Below are 15,366 nucleotides of genomic sequence, written 5' to 3'. Positions count from 1 at the left end.
AGCGCCGATGGTACTGCACTCGACAGGGTGTGGGAGAGTAGGACACCGCCGACCTTCACATAAAAGAAGGGTGGACGACCAAACCACGGTTTGGTCGTCCACCCTTCTTTTTGTGTTTGAGGCGCTGAACGACACCACCCCAACCCCGGGCCGGCACAGTCAGCACAGCCAGGCCCCGGCCCGACCCGACCGACCCGGCGCACCCAGCCAGGCCCGGCCCAGCCAGGCCCGGTCGGTCTGCGTCTTTGCTGCAGGGAGCCCGCGAGGGCTCACGCCCCAGCCACGTCCCGGGGCGAATCCCGACCGCACGGCCCGGGGCCGGTACGGCCGAGCGGCGGCGGGGTGTGGCATCGCGGGTTCCGATTTGGACGGCGGAAGTGCCGAGCCGCTGGATGCTCGTATCCCGATGAGGAATGGGCTGTACCCCACGTAGGCTGGCGGTCATGAGCGTGGTGCGGATTCTCGTCGTTCAACCTTCCATGATCGACCCGGTGGGAAACCTCGGGGACTGGCTGACCGCCGCCGGTGCGGAAATCAGCGTGATTTCGCCGGAGGAAACACCCGTGCCCGCCGACCTGTCCGATTACCAGGCACTGGTCGTGCTCGGTGGCGGAATGGGGGCGCTCGATGACGTGGAATACCCGTGGCTGGCGGGCATCCGCACACTGTTGAGTCATGCGGTCGCCAACCAGGTGCCGGTCCTGGCGATCTGCCTGGGTGCCCAGTTGCTCGCCGCGGCGACCGGTGGGCAGGTGCGGACCGCAGCGAACGGTCCCGAAACGGGAACGCTGCTCGTGGCCAAGCGGGACGCCGCGGGCGAAGACCCGCTTCTCGCGGAGCTCCCGCTGACCCCGGACGTCATGCAGTTCCACCAGGACGAGGTGACCGCGCTGCCGCCTTCGGCGAAGCTGCTGGCCTCGTCCCCGCATTGCGAGAACCAGGCATTTCGGGTCGGTGACTGCGCGTACGGCTTGCAGTTCCACATCGAGACGACAACTCCGGTCGTGCAGGAGTGGGTGCGGACGATGCCGGAGTTGGCCGCGGCTGCCCGGGAAGGGCACTGGGACGCCGATCACCTCGACCGGTTCCACGCGGAACTCCCGGAGGTGTGGCAGCCGCTGGCCCAACGTTTCGTGCGGATGGCGGCGACTCCGGCAGAAGAGCGCCGCACCAACCGATTCCTGCCGCTCGTGTGAGCCGGGAAACGGCCGACGTTCGTGAATCCGCGATGAGGACTACGGTTCGACCATGACCAACGGCAGCTCGTCCCGCGCTGGTTCCACGCCTTCTCCCGCCAGGTACGGGTTCAGCGATGTCGAGCGTGCGCGGACCCAGCTGCGGGAAGCTGGTTGGTGGTCGGAATCCGGTCTGCAGCGGGATGCCGAACGGGTGGTGGCCGCGTTGTCGCGGGCCCCCGATCCTGATTTGGCCCTGCACTCGATGGACCGACTGCGGGAGGCGTTAGGGGAGGACTGGCCGGAACTGGCGGACCGGCTGTTGTCGGACACCGGCCTCAGGGGACGCTTGTTCGGAGTGCTGGGAACCTCCAGCGCGCTCGCCGACCACCTCGTCGCCAACACCGGCGGCTGGTTCCGCCTCCGCTCCGCGCCGGATGAGGACGTACCGGGAGTCGATGAACTGACCAGGACGTTGTTGGACGCCGTTGGTGCGGAAGGCGGGGACGGAGCTCCCGGAACTCCACGAGGTCCGGTTGCAACGCTCACGGGAAACGAGGCGGTCAGTGCGCTGCGTAGCGCCTATCGGGACTTGCTGCTCGACATCGCCGCGCAGGACCTGGCGCACGTCGTGGAACCGTCGGCTCCGGTAGTCGCCTTCGAGCAGATCACCGCTCGCCTGTCGGACCTGGCGGTGGCGGCATTGCGAGCCGCGCTTTCGGTTGCGGTCGCGGAGCTCTCGAAGGCCGGGACGGACACGGAGTGTTCCCTCGCTGTGCTCGCGATGGGCAAGTGCGGTGGTCGCGAACTGAACTACGTCAGCGATGTGGACGTCGTCTTCGCGGCGGAGTCCGAAGCCGACGTGGCGCCCGGTTCGAAGCTGGCGAGCATGATGATGCGTGTCGCCAGCGCGGCGTTCTTCGAAGTGGATGCGGCGTTGCGACCGGAAGGCAAGGCCGGGGCGTTGGTGCGAACGTTGGACGGCCATCTGAACTACTACCGGCGCTGGGCCCGCACGTGGGAGTTCCAGGCGCTGCTCAAAGCCCGTCCCGTCGCAGGCGATGCGGAGGTCGGCGCCCGCTATCTGGAGGCGGTGCGGCCGTTGGTGTGGACGGCGGCGGAGCGCCAGGACTTCGTCGCCGACGTGCGCTCGATGCGGCGCCGCGTCGAGGACCACGTTCCCGCCGAACTGGCCGAGCGCGAACTCAAGGTGGGGCGCGGTGGTCTGCGGGACGTGGAGTTCGCCGTTCAGTTGCTGCAAATGGTGCACGGCCGCAGCGACGAGTCACTTCGAACACCGACCACCGTGGAAGGGCTGCTGTCGCTGGGCGAGCACGGGTTCGTCGCCCGCAGTGATGCCGCCGATCTCGTTGATTCGTACCGATTCCTGCGGACGGTGGAACATCGTCTGCAGCTGCGGAGACTGCGGCGGACGCATTTGTTCCCATCATCGGAGGACCGGGACGCGCTGCATTTCCTCGCCCGCTCGTCCGGCTTGCGCTCGAACGGCCGGAACAGTGCGGGAGATGTCCTGTCCGCGGAATTCCGCAGGCACAGCGCTCGGGTTCGCCGGTTGCACGAGAAGCTGTTCTACCGCCCGCTGCTGGAAGCCGTGGCCAAGGTCCCTACGGATGCCTTGCGATTGACCACCGGCGCTGCCGTCGACCGCTTGGCGGCGTTGGGCTACACCTCACCGGAGGGCGCCCTGCGGCACATCGAGGCGTTGACCTCGGGGGTTTCTCGACGGGCCAGCATCCAGGAAGCGCTGCTGCCGATGCTGCTGGACCTGCTGGCGGGCACGCCCGAGCCGGACGGTGGTCTGTTGGCGTACCGCAAGGTTTCGGAGGCGTTGGCGGAGACGCCCTGGTATCTGCGGTTGTTGCGGGACGAGGGGGTGGTGGCTGAACGATTGGCCACCTTGCTGGGTACTTCGAAGCTCGTGCCCGAACTCCTCATCCGGGCTCCGGAGGTGCTCCGGTTGCTTTCGGACACATCGGCGCTCGCCGAGCGGGATCCGGACGAGGCTGCCGGATCGTTGCGCAGTGCGGTCGCCCGGCACGCGGTGCCGGAGCGGGCGGTCGCTGCGGCGCGTTCGCTGCGCAGGCACGAGTTGCTGCGAATCGCGTGCGCGGATCTGCTCGGACTGATGCCACCGACGAAGGTGTTCGAGGCGTTGTCGCGGGTGTGGGCGGCGGTGCTGGAGGCCGCGCTGGAGGTGGCGGTCCGGGACGTTGCCGCGAGGCCGGAGTGGTCGGCCGGAGGACGTTCGCCCGCCAGGATCGCGGTGATCGGCATGGGTCGACTGGGCGGTGCCGAGCTGGGGTACGGCTCCGACGCGGACGTGATGTTCGTGTGCGAGTCGACGGAGGGTTCCGAGGAGTCGACGGCGGTGCGGTTCTCCACGGCTGTGGTGGAGCAGGTGCGCAGGCTGTTGGGTGCGCCGAGCCAGGATCCGCCGCTGGAGGTCGACATCGATCTCCGTCCGGAGGGGCGCAGTGGTCCGCTGGTGCGGACGCTCGACTCGTATATGACCTACTACCGCCGTTGGGCGGAGGTGTGGGAGGCGCAAGCGCTGTTGCGGGCTCGGCCGGTGGCAGGTGACGCGGAACTGGGTGAGCGATTCTGCCGGGCCATCGACGCGGTGCGGTACCCCGAGGGTGGTCTGGACGAAGGCAAGATCAGGGAGATCAGGCGGATCAAGGCACGGGTGGACTCCGAGCGGCTGCCGCGGGGTGCTGACCCGGCGACGCACACGAAACTGGGGCGAGGCGGCCTGGCTGATGTGGAGTGGACCTTGCAGCTGTTCCAGCTGAGGTACGCGCACGAGTACCCGCAGCTCCGAACGACCTCGACGACAGCGGGTCTGGTGGCCGCTGCCGAGGCCGGTCTGCTGTCGGAGAGCGAAGCCGAGGAACTGCTCGAGGCGTGGACGCTGGCGATGCGGGCGCGCAACGCGGTGATGTTGGTACGGGGCAAACCGGGGGACCAGCTGCCCAAGCACGCCCGGGAATTGACCGCGGTGGCCGCGGCCCTCGGTTACTCGCCCGAGGTGGACAGCGGGCAGGTGCTGGACGACTATTTGCGGGTTACCCGGCACGCTCGCAGCGTTGTGGAACGCGCGTTCTACGAATACTGAAGAACCGTCGGGGCGGTTTCATCCGGATGGCGGCAGAACGGCTTGCGGTATTCGGCGGTCACCGCTTCGTGCATTCGTGTCGTCCCCCGACCAGGCATTTGTCCCCGAGTAAGTGGTATCGCGGGTGTGGCGAACTGTTGTGTTGACAACCGAATCCGAGGTTCGGCAAGAACGCAATGGCCCATTCGGCCGGTCCCGGAGTGGCCGTTTCAGGAGTAACCTCCTCCATCTATGAAAAAGTTTTACACGCGACTCCGTCCCCATGTATTAGCCGGGAAAGCGTGATGTCCGAGGACTTCGAACTCCTCGTCCACCGGCAAGCATTGTGCGCGAAGAGTCCGCTGTGGATGTCGGCGCTCAACTGCTTGTACTGGGTGGACATCATGCGGCGGGAACTGCACATCTACCACCGCGACTCCGGAATCGACGAGGTGCGCGTCCTGCCCGCTGTTGTGACGGCGCTGGGCGCCACGCGCAACGGCCAGCTGATCGCTGCCGCCGACCGTGGCTTCGCACGGCTCTACCCGGGCCGCTCGGCCCTGGAACAAGTGACCGCTGTGCACAGCGGTGACCGGATGAACGGCGGCGCGTGCGACCCCGCCGGCCGGTTCGTGGCGGGCACGTTGAGCTATGGCACGGATCCTGAGCGGAGCGCCGTCTTCGTGTTGGAGGGAAGCCGGGCCCGAAGAATCATCGGTGGCCTGAGCGCTTCGGACGGGATGGGATGGAGTCCGGACGGTTCGATCCTGTACCTGGCCGATCCCGGTGAACGAACCATCTGGGCGTATGACTACGACGTGGATGGCGGGCGCATCGGTGCCGGAACCCGGTGGGTCGTGTGCGCGGATTCCGAGGGTGGGCCGCAGGGGTTGGCCGTGGACGGTACGGGGCGGGTGTGGGTGGCGATGCGCCGCAGCGGGCGCATCCACTGCTACGCGCCCACGGGTGATCTCGAGACGGTGTTGTGGGCACCCACCAGGCGGATCACGGATCTGGCCTTCGGCGGGCGACGGCTCGACGAGATGTACGTGACGTCGGCGTGCTTCGGATACGACGAGAGCGAGCTGAGCGCCGATCCGTACGCGGGGGCGCTCTTCCGGTTCCGGCCGGGAACGGTCGGCATGCCATCGGTGCCCTGGCGCGGACTCTGAGGAGTCGGAGCGGATTCGTTCGACGGGACTTCCGGTGTTGGCCCGTATGTCGGGCACACGAAAGGGCCGCCGTCCTCCCCGCTTGGGTTCTGGTGGAGGACGGCGGCCCCTTTCACGAGACGTCGACGATCACACGTCGAAGTACAGCGCGAACTCGTGCGGGTGCGGGCGCAGGCGGATCGGGTCGATCTCGTCCTCACGCTTGAGGCTGATGAACGACTCGATCAAGTCCTGGGTGAATACGCCACCTTCGAGCAGGTACTCGTGGTCGGCCTCGAGGTTGTCGATGACCTTGTCCAGCGTGTCCGGGACCTGTGGAACGTTCTTGGCCTCTTCCGGCGGGAGCTCGTAGAGGTCCTTGTCGATCGGCTCGGCCGGCTCGATCTTGTTCTTGATCCCGTCAAGGCCGGCCATGAGCATCGCGGCGAAGCCCAGGTACGGGTTTCCGGACGGGTCCGGGCAGCGGAACTCGACGCGCTTGGCCTTCGGGTTGGTCCCCGTGATCGGGATCCGCATGCAGGCCGAACGGTTCCGCTGGGAGTACACCAGGTTCACCGGGGCTTCGTAGCCGGGCACCAGGCGGTGGTAGGAGTTCACCGTCGGGTTGGTGAAGGCCAGCAGGCTCGGGGCGTGGTGCAGGATGCCGCCGATGTAGTGGCGGGCCGTGTCCGACAGGCCCGCGTAACCGGACTCGTCGTGGAACAGCGGGCTGCCGCCCTGCCACAGCGACATGTGGCAATGCATGCCGGAACCGTTGTCACCGAACAGCGGCTTGGGCATGAACGTCACGGTCTTGCCGTGGCGCCACGCGGTGTTCTTGATGATGTACTTGAACAGTTGCACGTCGTCCGCGGCGCGGAGCATGGTGTCGAACTTGTAGTTGATCTCGGCCTGACCGCCGGTACCGACCTCGTGGTGCGCGCGCTCGATGGTGAAGCCGGCGTTGGTCAGCTCGGTGGCCATCTCGTTACGCAGGTCCGCGTAGTGGTCGTACGGGCTGACGGGGAAGTAGCCGCCCTTCACCCGGGTCTTGTACCCGAGGTTGCCGCCTTCCTCATCGCGGCCGGTGTTCCACCAGCCTTCGACGGAGTCGACCTCGGCGAAGGTCTCGTTCGGGCCTTCTCCGAACTTCACCGAGTCGAAGATGTAGAACTCGGCCTCCGCGCCGAAGAACGCGGTGTCGGCGATCCCGGATTCGGAGAGGTACTGCTCGGCCTTGCGCGCGATGTTGCGCGGGTCCCGGCTGTAGGGCTCCAACGTGAACGGATCGTGCACGAAGAAGTTGAGGATCAGCGTCTTCTCGCTGCGGAACGGGTCGATGCGCGCAGTGGACGGGTCGGGCAGCAGCAACATGTCCGACTCGTGGATCGACTGGAACCCGCGGACCGACGAACCGTCGAAGCCGAGCCCTTCGGTGAAGGTGTCCTGGTCGAACGCCGTGGCGGGAACGGTGAAGTGCTGCATGACACCCGGCAGATCGCAGAACCGGACATCGACATACTTCACGCCCTCATCGGAAATGAAGCGCAGGACCTCGTCTGGATTCTTGAACACCCTCGATGGCTCCTTCACGCACTCGTACAGCTCACCGACGCCTTGCCTCGTTCGTCGGCTCGAAATCCACGGTAGGTCTCCAGTATTGCCCCGTCGTCACCTCAATGTTTCGCGGGCGTTAACGAGGGGCCGAACGAGTGAGACGTGCCGTGCCGTGTTTCCTGCCTCACCATCATCCTGTGGCCGGGACGAGTCGTACGCTGGTTGACGTGGGAAACTTGATGGGTTCTTGGCTCGATGGCCCGCGCGCGGCGCGGGAGGACGCGGATCTGCCCCGTTGGCGTGGTGAACGTCTGGGGCTCCCCGAGTCGGGCACCGGTTCGGTCGCTCCGACCGGTCGGCGCGCGCTCGCGTTCTTCATCGACATCGTTCTCGGGTTCCTGGTGGCCGGCCTGTTCACCGCGCCGGACCTGCCGATGAACTGGAGTTTGGCCGCCTGGTTCGTGATCACGGTGATTCCGGTGAGCCTGTTCGGGGTCACGCCCGGGATGGCGATGGTCGGAATCTGGGTCGCGCGGGTAGATGGGCAGACCATGGTGGGTCCGGTCCGCGCCATCGGGCGGGCGGTGCTCACGGTGCTGCTGATTCCGGCCGTGCTGTGGAATCTCGACGGGCGTTCTTGGCACGACCGGCTGACCGGAACCGTCGTCGTGCGCCGCTGAGGGGCCATTTCGACGGCGCCGCGCTGCTGAGGCCGGTTTCGGTGAGCCTTCGCTGCTCGGCAGTGCGGTGCGAGTCCGGGGCTCGGCGCACGGCCTCGTCCGCGTTTGGGCTGTATCCCGGCGGGAGAGCGAGTCGGGGAGGGTGCGCCGGGGCGGTTGCGAACAGCCCCGGCGCTGTGCCCGTTCGGGCTGTGCCCGTTACTTGGCCCGACGGGCCGCGCGCTGCATGTTGCGCATCTTGGCGCCCTGCGGCGCCGGTCCCTTGGGCATCGCGTTACCGCGGCTCGCGAGGGCCGCCAGCCGGTTTTCCAGCGAGTCCACCTGGCCGGCCTTGATGTTGCGCGGCAGCTTCATGAGGCGGTTCTGCAGCCTGCTCAACGGCACCTGCTCCTCGCCGTCGCCCACGACGAACTCGTAGATCGGAGTGTCGCCGACTACGCGGGCCGTGCGCTTCTTCTCCTGCGACATCAGCGACTTGAGCCGGTGCGGACTGCCTTCGCCGACCAGGATGATTCCGGGACGCCCGATGACCCGGTGGACGGCATCGAGTTGGCTGGTGCCTGCCACGGCCTGGGTGAGGTTCCACTTGCCGCGCAGGTTCTCCAGCGCCCAGCCCGCCGCCCCCGGTTGGCCGTCGGCCTTGCGGTAGACATTGGCCTGGACCCGCCGGCCGAACACGATCACCGCGGCCAGCACGCCCAAGGCGATGCCGACCGGGAGGAAGGCCCAGTGCAGGCCCCAGATCATGCCGAGCAGGAACACCACCAGCGTGATGCCGAGGATTGTCCCGAGCATGATCGGGATGAGCAGACGGTCCTCTCGGCGCTGCATCTTGAACGCTTCGAAGACCTGCTTGAAGCGTCCGCGCGCCGCCCGGCGTCGTTCCTTGGCTGCCGCTTTCTTGGCAGCCTTGTCCTGCTTGGCCATGCCCCCAGGATACGGACGTGGTCCATCCGTGCGTCGGCGCGGTCACCTAGCCGGTTCGACGGCTCCCGGGTGCCATGCGCCACTCGCGTTGAGCAGCTCGGACTCGATGTTCCCTCCCGCGTACACGGATCCCCGAGCTCGACGACAGGTCGCGCCCGGGGATCCGAGATGTCTAGCGGGAGAGAAGGCTGCTTGCTTCCTGCGCCGCCGTTCCGGCCTGCGCCAGGTGCGCCATGTTGTCCGGCAGCGGCATCCCGCGGTGTTCGCTGGCCTTGGCGAAGAGCCGACCGGCCCGGTAGCTGGAGCGGACCAGCGGGCCCGCCATCACGCCGGGGAACCCGATGGCCTCGGCGGCTTGGGTGTGCTCGACGAACTCCTCCGGCTTGACCCACCGGTCAACCGGGTGGTGCCGGGGGCTGGGCCGCAGGTACTGGGTGATGGTGATGATGTCGCAACCGGCTTCGCGCAGGTCGCGCAGCGCCGGCTCCACCTCGTCGGGGGTCTCGCCCATGCCCAGGATGAGGTTCGACTTGGTGACCAGTCCGTCGTCCCGTGCTTCGGTGATGACCCGCAGCGAGCGTTCGTAGTGGAACGCGGGCCGGATCCGCTTGAACAGGCGCGGCACCGTCTCGACGTTGTGCGCGAGCACCTCGGGGCGTGATCCGAAGACCTCCGCGAGCTGGTCCGGCTCGGCGTTGAAGTCGGGGATCAACAGCTCGACGCCCGTTCCGGGGTTCAGGTCGTGGATCTGCCGCACGGTCTCGGCGTAGAGCCAGGCACCGCCGTCGGCGAGGTCGTCCCGGGCCACACCGGTAACCGTGGAGTAGCGCAACCCCATGGCCTGCACGGACTCGGCGACCTTGCGCGGTTCGCCGGTGTCGAGCTCGGCTGGTCGACCAGTGTCGATCTGGCAGAAATCGCACCGGCGGGTGCACTGGTCACCGCCGATGAGGAAGGTCGCTTCGCGGTCCTCCCAACATTCGAAGATGTTGGGACATCCGGCCTCCTCGCAGACGGTGTTGAGTCCCTCCCTGCGCACCAGGCTTTTGAGTTCCTGGTACTCGGGGCCCATCCGGGCCCGGGTCTTGATCCACGATGGCTTCTTCTCGATCGGCGTTTGGCTGTTGCGCACTTCCAGCCGCAACAGCTTCCGACCCTCCGGCGCCGCACTCACGACCACAGGCTACGCCCTTTGTCGGGCGGATCCGAAATCCGTGTCGAGGTCACGCCGGGTCGGCGGTGATTCCGGTCAACTTCTCGGTGGCCTCCCACAGGTCGCGCGCGGACTGTTCATCGCGTGCTCGGCTGCTCGGTTCGGCCTTGCCCGGCCCCCCTCGGACCTCCCGGAATCCGTCCGGACCGTAGTACTCACCGCCCACCACGTCGGACGCCGTGGCGGCGTAGAGCTGGGGCAATGCGCCCTGCGAGACCGACTGACCGGTGAGTCTGGTCACTGATCGCGCGACGACGGTCGCGGCGGTCCGTACTGCCGCGGGCATCGCCCGGCTGCGGACCGTGTTACTGCCGAGTTCGGTGTAGCTCATCCCGGGGTGGGCTCCCGTGCTGATCAGGTCGAGACCGTTCGCTCGTGCGCGCCGATCCAGTTCGCGGGCGAAGAGCAGGTTCGCCAGTTTGGCCTGGGCGTAGGACGCCACCGGGCTGTAGCGCCGTCGTTCGAACCCGAGGTCGTCGAGGTCGAGGTGTCCGCGCAGGTGCGCGAGGCTGGAGAGGGTGACCACCCGGGCGCCGGGGTTCGCCCGCAGTGCGGGCATGAGCAGCCAGGTCAGCGCGGCGTGTCCGAGGTGGTTCGTGCCGAACTGCAGCTCGAAGCCGTCCGCGGTGGTGTGGTGCGGGGTGGCCATGACTCCCGCGTTGTTCATCAGCACGTCGAGCGAGTCGTCGGTGTTCGTGCGGACCTCGGCGGCGGCCCGGCGCACCGATGCGAGGTCGCCGAGGTCGAGGCGCACGAGTTCGGGGGCGGCGCCGCTCGCGACTCCCGAGACCTGTTCCAGGGCGGCGCTCCCGCGTTCGGCGTCCCGGCAGCCGAGCAGCACGCGCGCGCCCTTGCTCGCCAGCACGCGCGCGCTGTGCAGTCCGAGCCCCGAGTTGGCGCCGGTGATCAGCACGGTGCGTCCGGTCTGATCGGGGATGTCGGCTTGGTTCCACGTTGCCATGCGTCATCCCTACAGGTTGCTCGGGCGGAGGTGAAAGAAACTCACGGCGCGAGTCCGCCGTGCGTCACCACTCGATGCGCCGATCGACGACCGAGTGGTGTGGAACCGCTGGTCTCGGTGATCGCGGTGGGCCGGAGTGAAGTCGGTCACCCGCCGGTGCCCGGCGCGATCCGGCTGCGAAGCCGCGGCCCCGTCCCGGACACGCGATTCGGGTCCGGAACGGGGCCGCGGCTTCCGGAATCAGCGTGATTCCGCCGCGACGAGCTCGGCGATCTGAACCGTGTTGAGCGCGGCTCCCTTGCGGAGGTTGTCCCCCGAGCAGAACAGGGCGAGTCCGTTCTCGGTGGTCTCGTCCACCCGAATGCGTCCGACCAGGGAGACGTCCTTGCCCGCCACCTCGAGAGGGGTGGGCACGTCGGCCAGCTCGACACCGGGGGCTCCGTCGAGCAGTTCACGGGCCCGCTGCGGGTTCAACTCGCGGTTGAACCGCGCGTTGATCTGCAGCGAGTGACCGGTGAAGACGGGAACGCGTACGCAGGTTCCGGAAACCTTGAGCTCCGGGACCTCCAGGATGCGGCGGCTCTCGTTGCGGAGCTTCTGCTCCTCGTCGGTCTCCTCGGAGCCGTCGTCCACGATCGATCCGGCCATCGGCAGGACGTTGTAGGCGATCGGCCGCACGTACTTGTTCGGTGCCGGGAATTCCACGGCGGATCCGTCGTGGGTGAGCTTGGTGGCGTTGTCGGCCACCTTGCGGACCTGCTCGTCGAGTTCCTGCACGCCGCCGAGGCCACTGCCCGAAACCGCCTGGTAGCTGGCGACGACGAGGCTGGTCAGTTCAGCTTCCGCGTGCAGCGGGCGCAGCACCGGCATCGCGGCCATGGTGGTGCAGTTCGGATTGGCGATGATCCCCTTGGGACGCTCGCTGATCGCGTGCGGGTTGACCTCCGAGACGACCAGCGGCACGTCGGGATCGCGTCGCCAGGCCGACGAGTTGTCGATGACCACGGCCCCGGCCTCGGCAACGCGCGGAGCGAGCTCGCGGGAGGTCGTCCCGCCCGCGGAGAACAGCACGATGTCCAGACCGGAGTAGTCCGCGGTGGCCGCGTCCTCGATCGTGACGTCCTTGCCCTGCCAGGACACGGTGCGGCCTGCGGAGCGTGCGGAGGCGAAGAGCCGCAGCTCATCCGCCGGGAACTGGCGTTCGGCCAGGATCTCCCGCATCACGCCGCCTACTTGGCCGGTGGCTCCGACGATGCCGATCTTCATTGGTTTCCCTCTCCCAGAACTATGGTCCGTCGCGGGGCCCGTCGCGGACGGATCCGGATTCGTGGCCGGTAACGCAACCGTACGTCGCCCGCAGGTGGTGAGCTGGGGCAGGCTTCGGTGCCGCGGTGTTCAACCGCGTGCCGGCTGACCGGTGGACCCCGTGCCAGGATGCCTGCCGTCCGTCTCGTGGCACCACTGCGCACGGGCGAAAGCTCACTTGCTGGGAATGAGTTTGCGCAGCTGGTCGAGGCGGCCCGTGCGGTGGGAGTTCGATTCGTTGGCAGGCGAGACCTGCAGCAGGCGCCGGAATGCCGCGCCGACCCGGGTGATCTCCTCGGTGGATTCGTGGTGTTCGACGAGCCCCGCGGCGAGTGCGAGCAGTCGCTGTTCGCGTTCCAGCGCGTCGTGGAGGGGGGACGACGGTGCGGCTGCGTGGTGATCGAGCACCTCGCGCAGCGACGGGTTCTCGGACGCGGTCCGGCGCCATGCCGTGGTCACCGCCTGTACGCGATCACCGTGCGGTTCGGTTTCGGCGTCCGAGAGCGCGACGCCGATGCGGCCGGTCAACAGTTGGGTCCACTTGTGGTGCAGCGCGCCCAGCAGTTCGGCCGAATCGGAGAAGACCTGACGAACCGGAGCCGGGGTCTCGGCTGTCAGCGCGTCCGCACCGTTCTCGCGGGCGTGGTCGAGCGCGGCCTGAATCGCGTTTTGCCGCTGGTAGAAGTCGTTCCAAGTCATGGTTCCTCCAGACCGGATCGGTGGCGTACCTCTGGTGTGCGGCATACCGGGAGTATGTTCAGCCTCAACGTAGCATGCGCGTGTTTCCTCAGTATTGACAAAAGGGTGTGAGTGTGGTGACAACTCGGCCGCGACGGCTGGACTACTCGGACAGCACGCGCCAGGCGCTCGTGGACTCGGCTGTTGAACTGTTCACCGAGCGCGGGTACGGCGCGACCTCGCTGGATGAGGTCGCACGGCGGGCGCGGGTCACCAAGGGTGCGCTCTACCACCACTTCGCCGGCAAGAAGGCGCTGTTCGAGGCGGCCTACGACGCGCTCGAGGCCAGCGTTGCGGCCCGGCTGGCCGCGAGCGGAGCGGAGACCGCAGATCGGTGGGAGTCCACCCGTGCGAGGCTGCGGGCGTTCCTCGAAGTGTGCCTGGAAGCCGAATACCAGCGGATCGTCGTCCATGAAGGTCCGGTTGTCCTGGGAGGGGAGCGGAACTCCGAGGAGCGGTTCACCTTCGGCATGGTGCGGGAAGCGGTCACCGATCTGGTCGAGTCGGGTGAGGTCGAACCGCTGCCGGTGGACTCGCTCACCAGGGTGGTGTTCGGTGCGTTGTCCGCCGGTGCGAGCACCATCGCGGAGTCATCGGACCCGCAGCGGACGCGAGCCGAGGTGGGGCAATGCGTCGAGCGGCTGATGGACGGACTCCGCGTGTAGCCGAATCGTGCTTTGGGTCCGCCTTTCCGCGGATCCCGCCCTGGCGGATGGGTGTCCTGCGCCACTGGTCCGCTCCCGATCTCCTACTGTCGGGGCGTGGACGAGGAATTCAAGCTCAGGGTTTTCACCGAGCCGCAGCAGGGCGCTTCGTACGACGATCTGCTGCGGGTTGCCAAAGTCGCGGAGGAAGCGGGTTACGACGCGTTCTTCCGGTCCGATCACTACTTGAAGATGGGGTCCGTGTCCGGGGAGCCGGGCCCCACGGACGCGTGGTTGACCCTGGCCGGATTGGCCAGGGAAACCACCCGGCTGCGGTTGGGAACGCTCATGACGGCGGGCACCTTCCGCCTGCCGGGGCCACTGGCGATCTCGGTCGCGCAAGTGGACCAGATGTCCGGTGGTCGCGTGGAGTTCGGTCTCGGCAGTGGTTGGTACGAGCGGGAGCACGATGCCTACGGCATTCCGTTCCCGGCGCTGAAGGAGCGGTTCGACCGCTACACCGAACAGCTCGAGATCATCACCGGCCTGTGGGGCACGCCCATGGGTGAGAGCTTCCGGTTCGACGGCGAGTACTACCGGTTGGCGGACTCCCCGGCGATGCCGAAGCCGGTTCAGCGCCCGCGTCCGCCCGTGCTGATCGGGGGCGGAGGCAAGAAGCGGACTCCTGCGCTGGCCGCGCGCTTCGCCGACGAGTTCAACCTGCCGTTCGTCGATCTCGACACGGCGGTCGCCCAATATGGGCGTGTGGACGCGGCGTGCGCGGAGATCGGACGGGATCCTGGTGCGATCGCCCGGTCGTGCGCACTCGTGCTGTGCGTGGGTACCGACGAGGCCGAGATCGCGCGGCGGGCCGATGCCATCGGCCGTGACGTGGAGGAGCTGCGCGCCAACGGCCTGGCCGGAACGCCGTCGGAGGTCGTCGACAAGATCGGAACCTGGCGGGAGCGAGCCGGTGTGACCCGGATCTACCTGCAGGTGTTGGATCTCGACGACGTCGACCAGCTCCACCTGGTGGCCTCGGAGGTCGCGCCCCAGCTGTGATGGCGGCACGACCGTACGGCGCACTCCTCTCCTGTTTCGTTGCGGCCGTTCCGCCGCAACCGAACAGGGGAGGAATGCGCGCGGTTCGTCAGCGCAGCGTCGGGTCCAGGGACAGCGTCATACCCGCTGCGGCCGGTTCGGTACGCGGGATGTCCCGTTCGCTCACCGGCAACGTGCCCTCGAGCGCATCCAGCACGCCCTGCCGGACCAGTGGGAACGCCTCGTCCACCGAGATGTTCCTGCCGACCTCCGCGGAAAGCGAGGTCACTCCGGCGTCCTTGATACCGCACGGCACGATCCGCCCGAACTGGGACAGATCGGCGTTGCAGTTGATCTCCAGGCCGTGCATGGTCACGCCGCGCTGCACCCGGATGCCGATCGCGGCGATCTTGCGTTCCGGGCGGCTCGACGTCGCGGCCAACCAGACCCCGCTGCGCCCTTCGACGCGGCCGGTCTCCAAGCCGTACTGATCGCACACCCAGATCAACGCCTGCTCGAGGCGCCGCACGTAATCCACGACGTCGATCGGATCAGCCAACTGCACGATCGGGTAGCCCACGATCTGGCCAGGACCGTGCCAGGTGATCTTCCCGCCTCGGTCGACGTCGATGACCGGCGTTCCGTCCTGCGGCCGGTCCTCGGGGGAGGTGCGTTTGCCCGCGGTGTAGACCGAGGGATGCTCCAGCAGCAGCAGCGTGTCCCTGCCCGTGGAGTCGGTGCGTTCGGCAGCGACTTCCCGTTGCACGTCCCATGCGGAGAGGTAGTCGATCGTTCCCAGCTCGCGCACCTCGACCGGTTCGGTGGAGGTGCGGCACGAAATGTCGGCGTGGCTCACGGG

Annotated in this window: 13 protein-coding genes; 6 read left to right on the top strand and 7 right to left on the bottom strand. The window is 67.7% G+C overall.

From position 1 onward, the window contains the following. Positions 1-443: 443 nt before the first annotated feature. From ACYVAN_RS05640 to ACYVAN_RS05630, 3 genes are all read left to right on the top strand, one after another. Positions 444-1,196, top strand: a complete 753-nt coding sequence (locus ACYVAN_RS05640; RefSeq protein WP_460956360.1) for a type 1 glutamine amidotransferase — start codon at positions 444-446, stop codon at positions 1,194-1,196. A gap of 52 nt (positions 1,197-1,248) precedes the next feature. Then, a complete protein-coding gene (locus tag ACYVAN_RS05635) occupies positions 1,249-4,311 on the top strand; it encodes a bifunctional [glutamine synthetase] adenylyltransferase/[glutamine synthetase]-adenylyl-L-tyrosine phosphorylase (RefSeq protein WP_460956358.1) in 3,063 nt (1,020 codons plus the stop codon). 284 nt (positions 4,312-4,595) lie between these two features. Further along, the gene (locus tag ACYVAN_RS05630; RefSeq protein WP_460956356.1) at positions 4,596-5,462 is read left to right on the top strand and encodes an SMP-30/gluconolactonase/LRE family protein; all 867 of its coding nucleotides are present in this window, start codon (positions 4,596-4,598) and stop codon (positions 5,460-5,462) included. Positions 5,463-5,591: 129 nt separating this feature from the next. Here the strand turns inward: ACYVAN_RS05630 and glnA are convergent, their stop codons facing one another. Then, positions 5,592-7,016, bottom strand: coding sequence for a type I glutamate--ammonia ligase (gene glnA / locus ACYVAN_RS05625; protein ID WP_460956354.1), 1,425 nt, complete (start codon positions 7,014-7,016; stop codon positions 5,592-5,594). A gap of 209 nt (positions 7,017-7,225) precedes the next feature. Here glnA and ACYVAN_RS05620 point away from each other — a divergent pair, with 209 nt between their 5' ends. Beyond that, positions 7,226-7,678 carry an RDD family protein gene (locus ACYVAN_RS05620; RefSeq protein WP_460956352.1) on the top strand — a complete coding sequence of 151 codons (453 nt, stop codon included), beginning with the start codon at positions 7,226-7,228 and terminating at the stop codon, positions 7,676-7,678. A 198-nt stretch (positions 7,679-7,876) separates the two neighbouring features. On the opposite strand, the gene ACYVAN_RS05615 is transcribed toward ACYVAN_RS05620, so the two are convergent. The 5 genes from ACYVAN_RS05615 to ACYVAN_RS05595 all read right to left on the bottom strand — a co-directional run bounded on the left by ACYVAN_RS05615 (position 7,877) and on the right by ACYVAN_RS05595 (position 12,783). After that, entirely contained in the window at positions 7,877-8,605 is a 729-nt protein-coding gene (locus tag ACYVAN_RS05615; RefSeq protein ID WP_460956350.1) for a DUF4191 domain-containing protein, read from the bottom strand. 172 nt (positions 8,606-8,777) lie between these two features. Beyond that, on the bottom strand, positions 8,778-9,779 hold the full coding sequence (gene lipA / locus ACYVAN_RS05610) for a lipoyl synthase (RefSeq protein WP_460956348.1): 1,002 nt from the start codon (positions 9,777-9,779) through the stop codon (positions 8,778-8,780). A 49-nt stretch (positions 9,780-9,828) separates the two neighbouring features. Beyond that, positions 9,829-10,779 carry an oxidoreductase gene (locus ACYVAN_RS05605; RefSeq protein ID WP_460956346.1) on the bottom strand — a complete coding sequence of 317 codons (951 nt, stop codon included), beginning with the start codon at positions 10,777-10,779 and terminating at the stop codon, positions 9,829-9,831. Positions 10,780-11,019: 240 nt separating this feature from the next. Continuing rightward, positions 11,020-12,045, bottom strand: coding sequence for an aspartate-semialdehyde dehydrogenase (locus ACYVAN_RS05600; RefSeq protein ID WP_460956344.1), 1,026 nt, complete (start codon positions 12,043-12,045; stop codon positions 11,020-11,022). Between the two features lie 213 nt (positions 12,046-12,258). Next, complete coding sequence (locus tag ACYVAN_RS05595; RefSeq protein ID WP_460956342.1) at positions 12,259-12,783, bottom strand: hypothetical protein; 525 nt, start codon at positions 12,781-12,783, stop codon at positions 12,259-12,261. 116 nt (positions 12,784-12,899) lie between these two features. Between ACYVAN_RS05595 and ACYVAN_RS05590 the strand changes: the two genes are divergently transcribed. Both ACYVAN_RS05590 and ACYVAN_RS05585 read left to right on the top strand, forming a co-directional pair. Continuing rightward, on the top strand, positions 12,900-13,487 hold the full coding sequence (locus ACYVAN_RS05590) for a TetR/AcrR family transcriptional regulator (protein ID WP_460956341.1): 588 nt from the start codon (positions 12,900-12,902) through the stop codon (positions 13,485-13,487). Positions 13,488-13,583: 96 nt separating this feature from the next. Continuing rightward, the gene (locus ACYVAN_RS05585) at positions 13,584-14,528 is read left to right on the top strand and encodes an LLM class F420-dependent oxidoreductase (protein WP_460956339.1); all 945 of its coding nucleotides are present in this window, start codon (positions 13,584-13,586) and stop codon (positions 14,526-14,528) included. A gap of 88 nt (positions 14,529-14,616) precedes the next feature. Here ACYVAN_RS05585 and lipB read toward each other — a convergent pair whose 3' ends face one another. Then, the gene (lipB, locus tag ACYVAN_RS05580) at positions 14,617-15,363 is read right to left on the bottom strand and encodes a lipoyl(octanoyl) transferase LipB (protein WP_460956337.1); all 747 of its coding nucleotides are present in this window, start codon (positions 15,361-15,363) and stop codon (positions 14,617-14,619) included. Positions 15,364-15,366 lie beyond the last annotated feature (3 nt).

The organism is Parasphingorhabdus pacifica (assembly GCF_054779195.1).
Note: the sequence above shows the minus strand (reverse complement) of the source record. Positions and strands in the feature narration are given on the sequence as shown.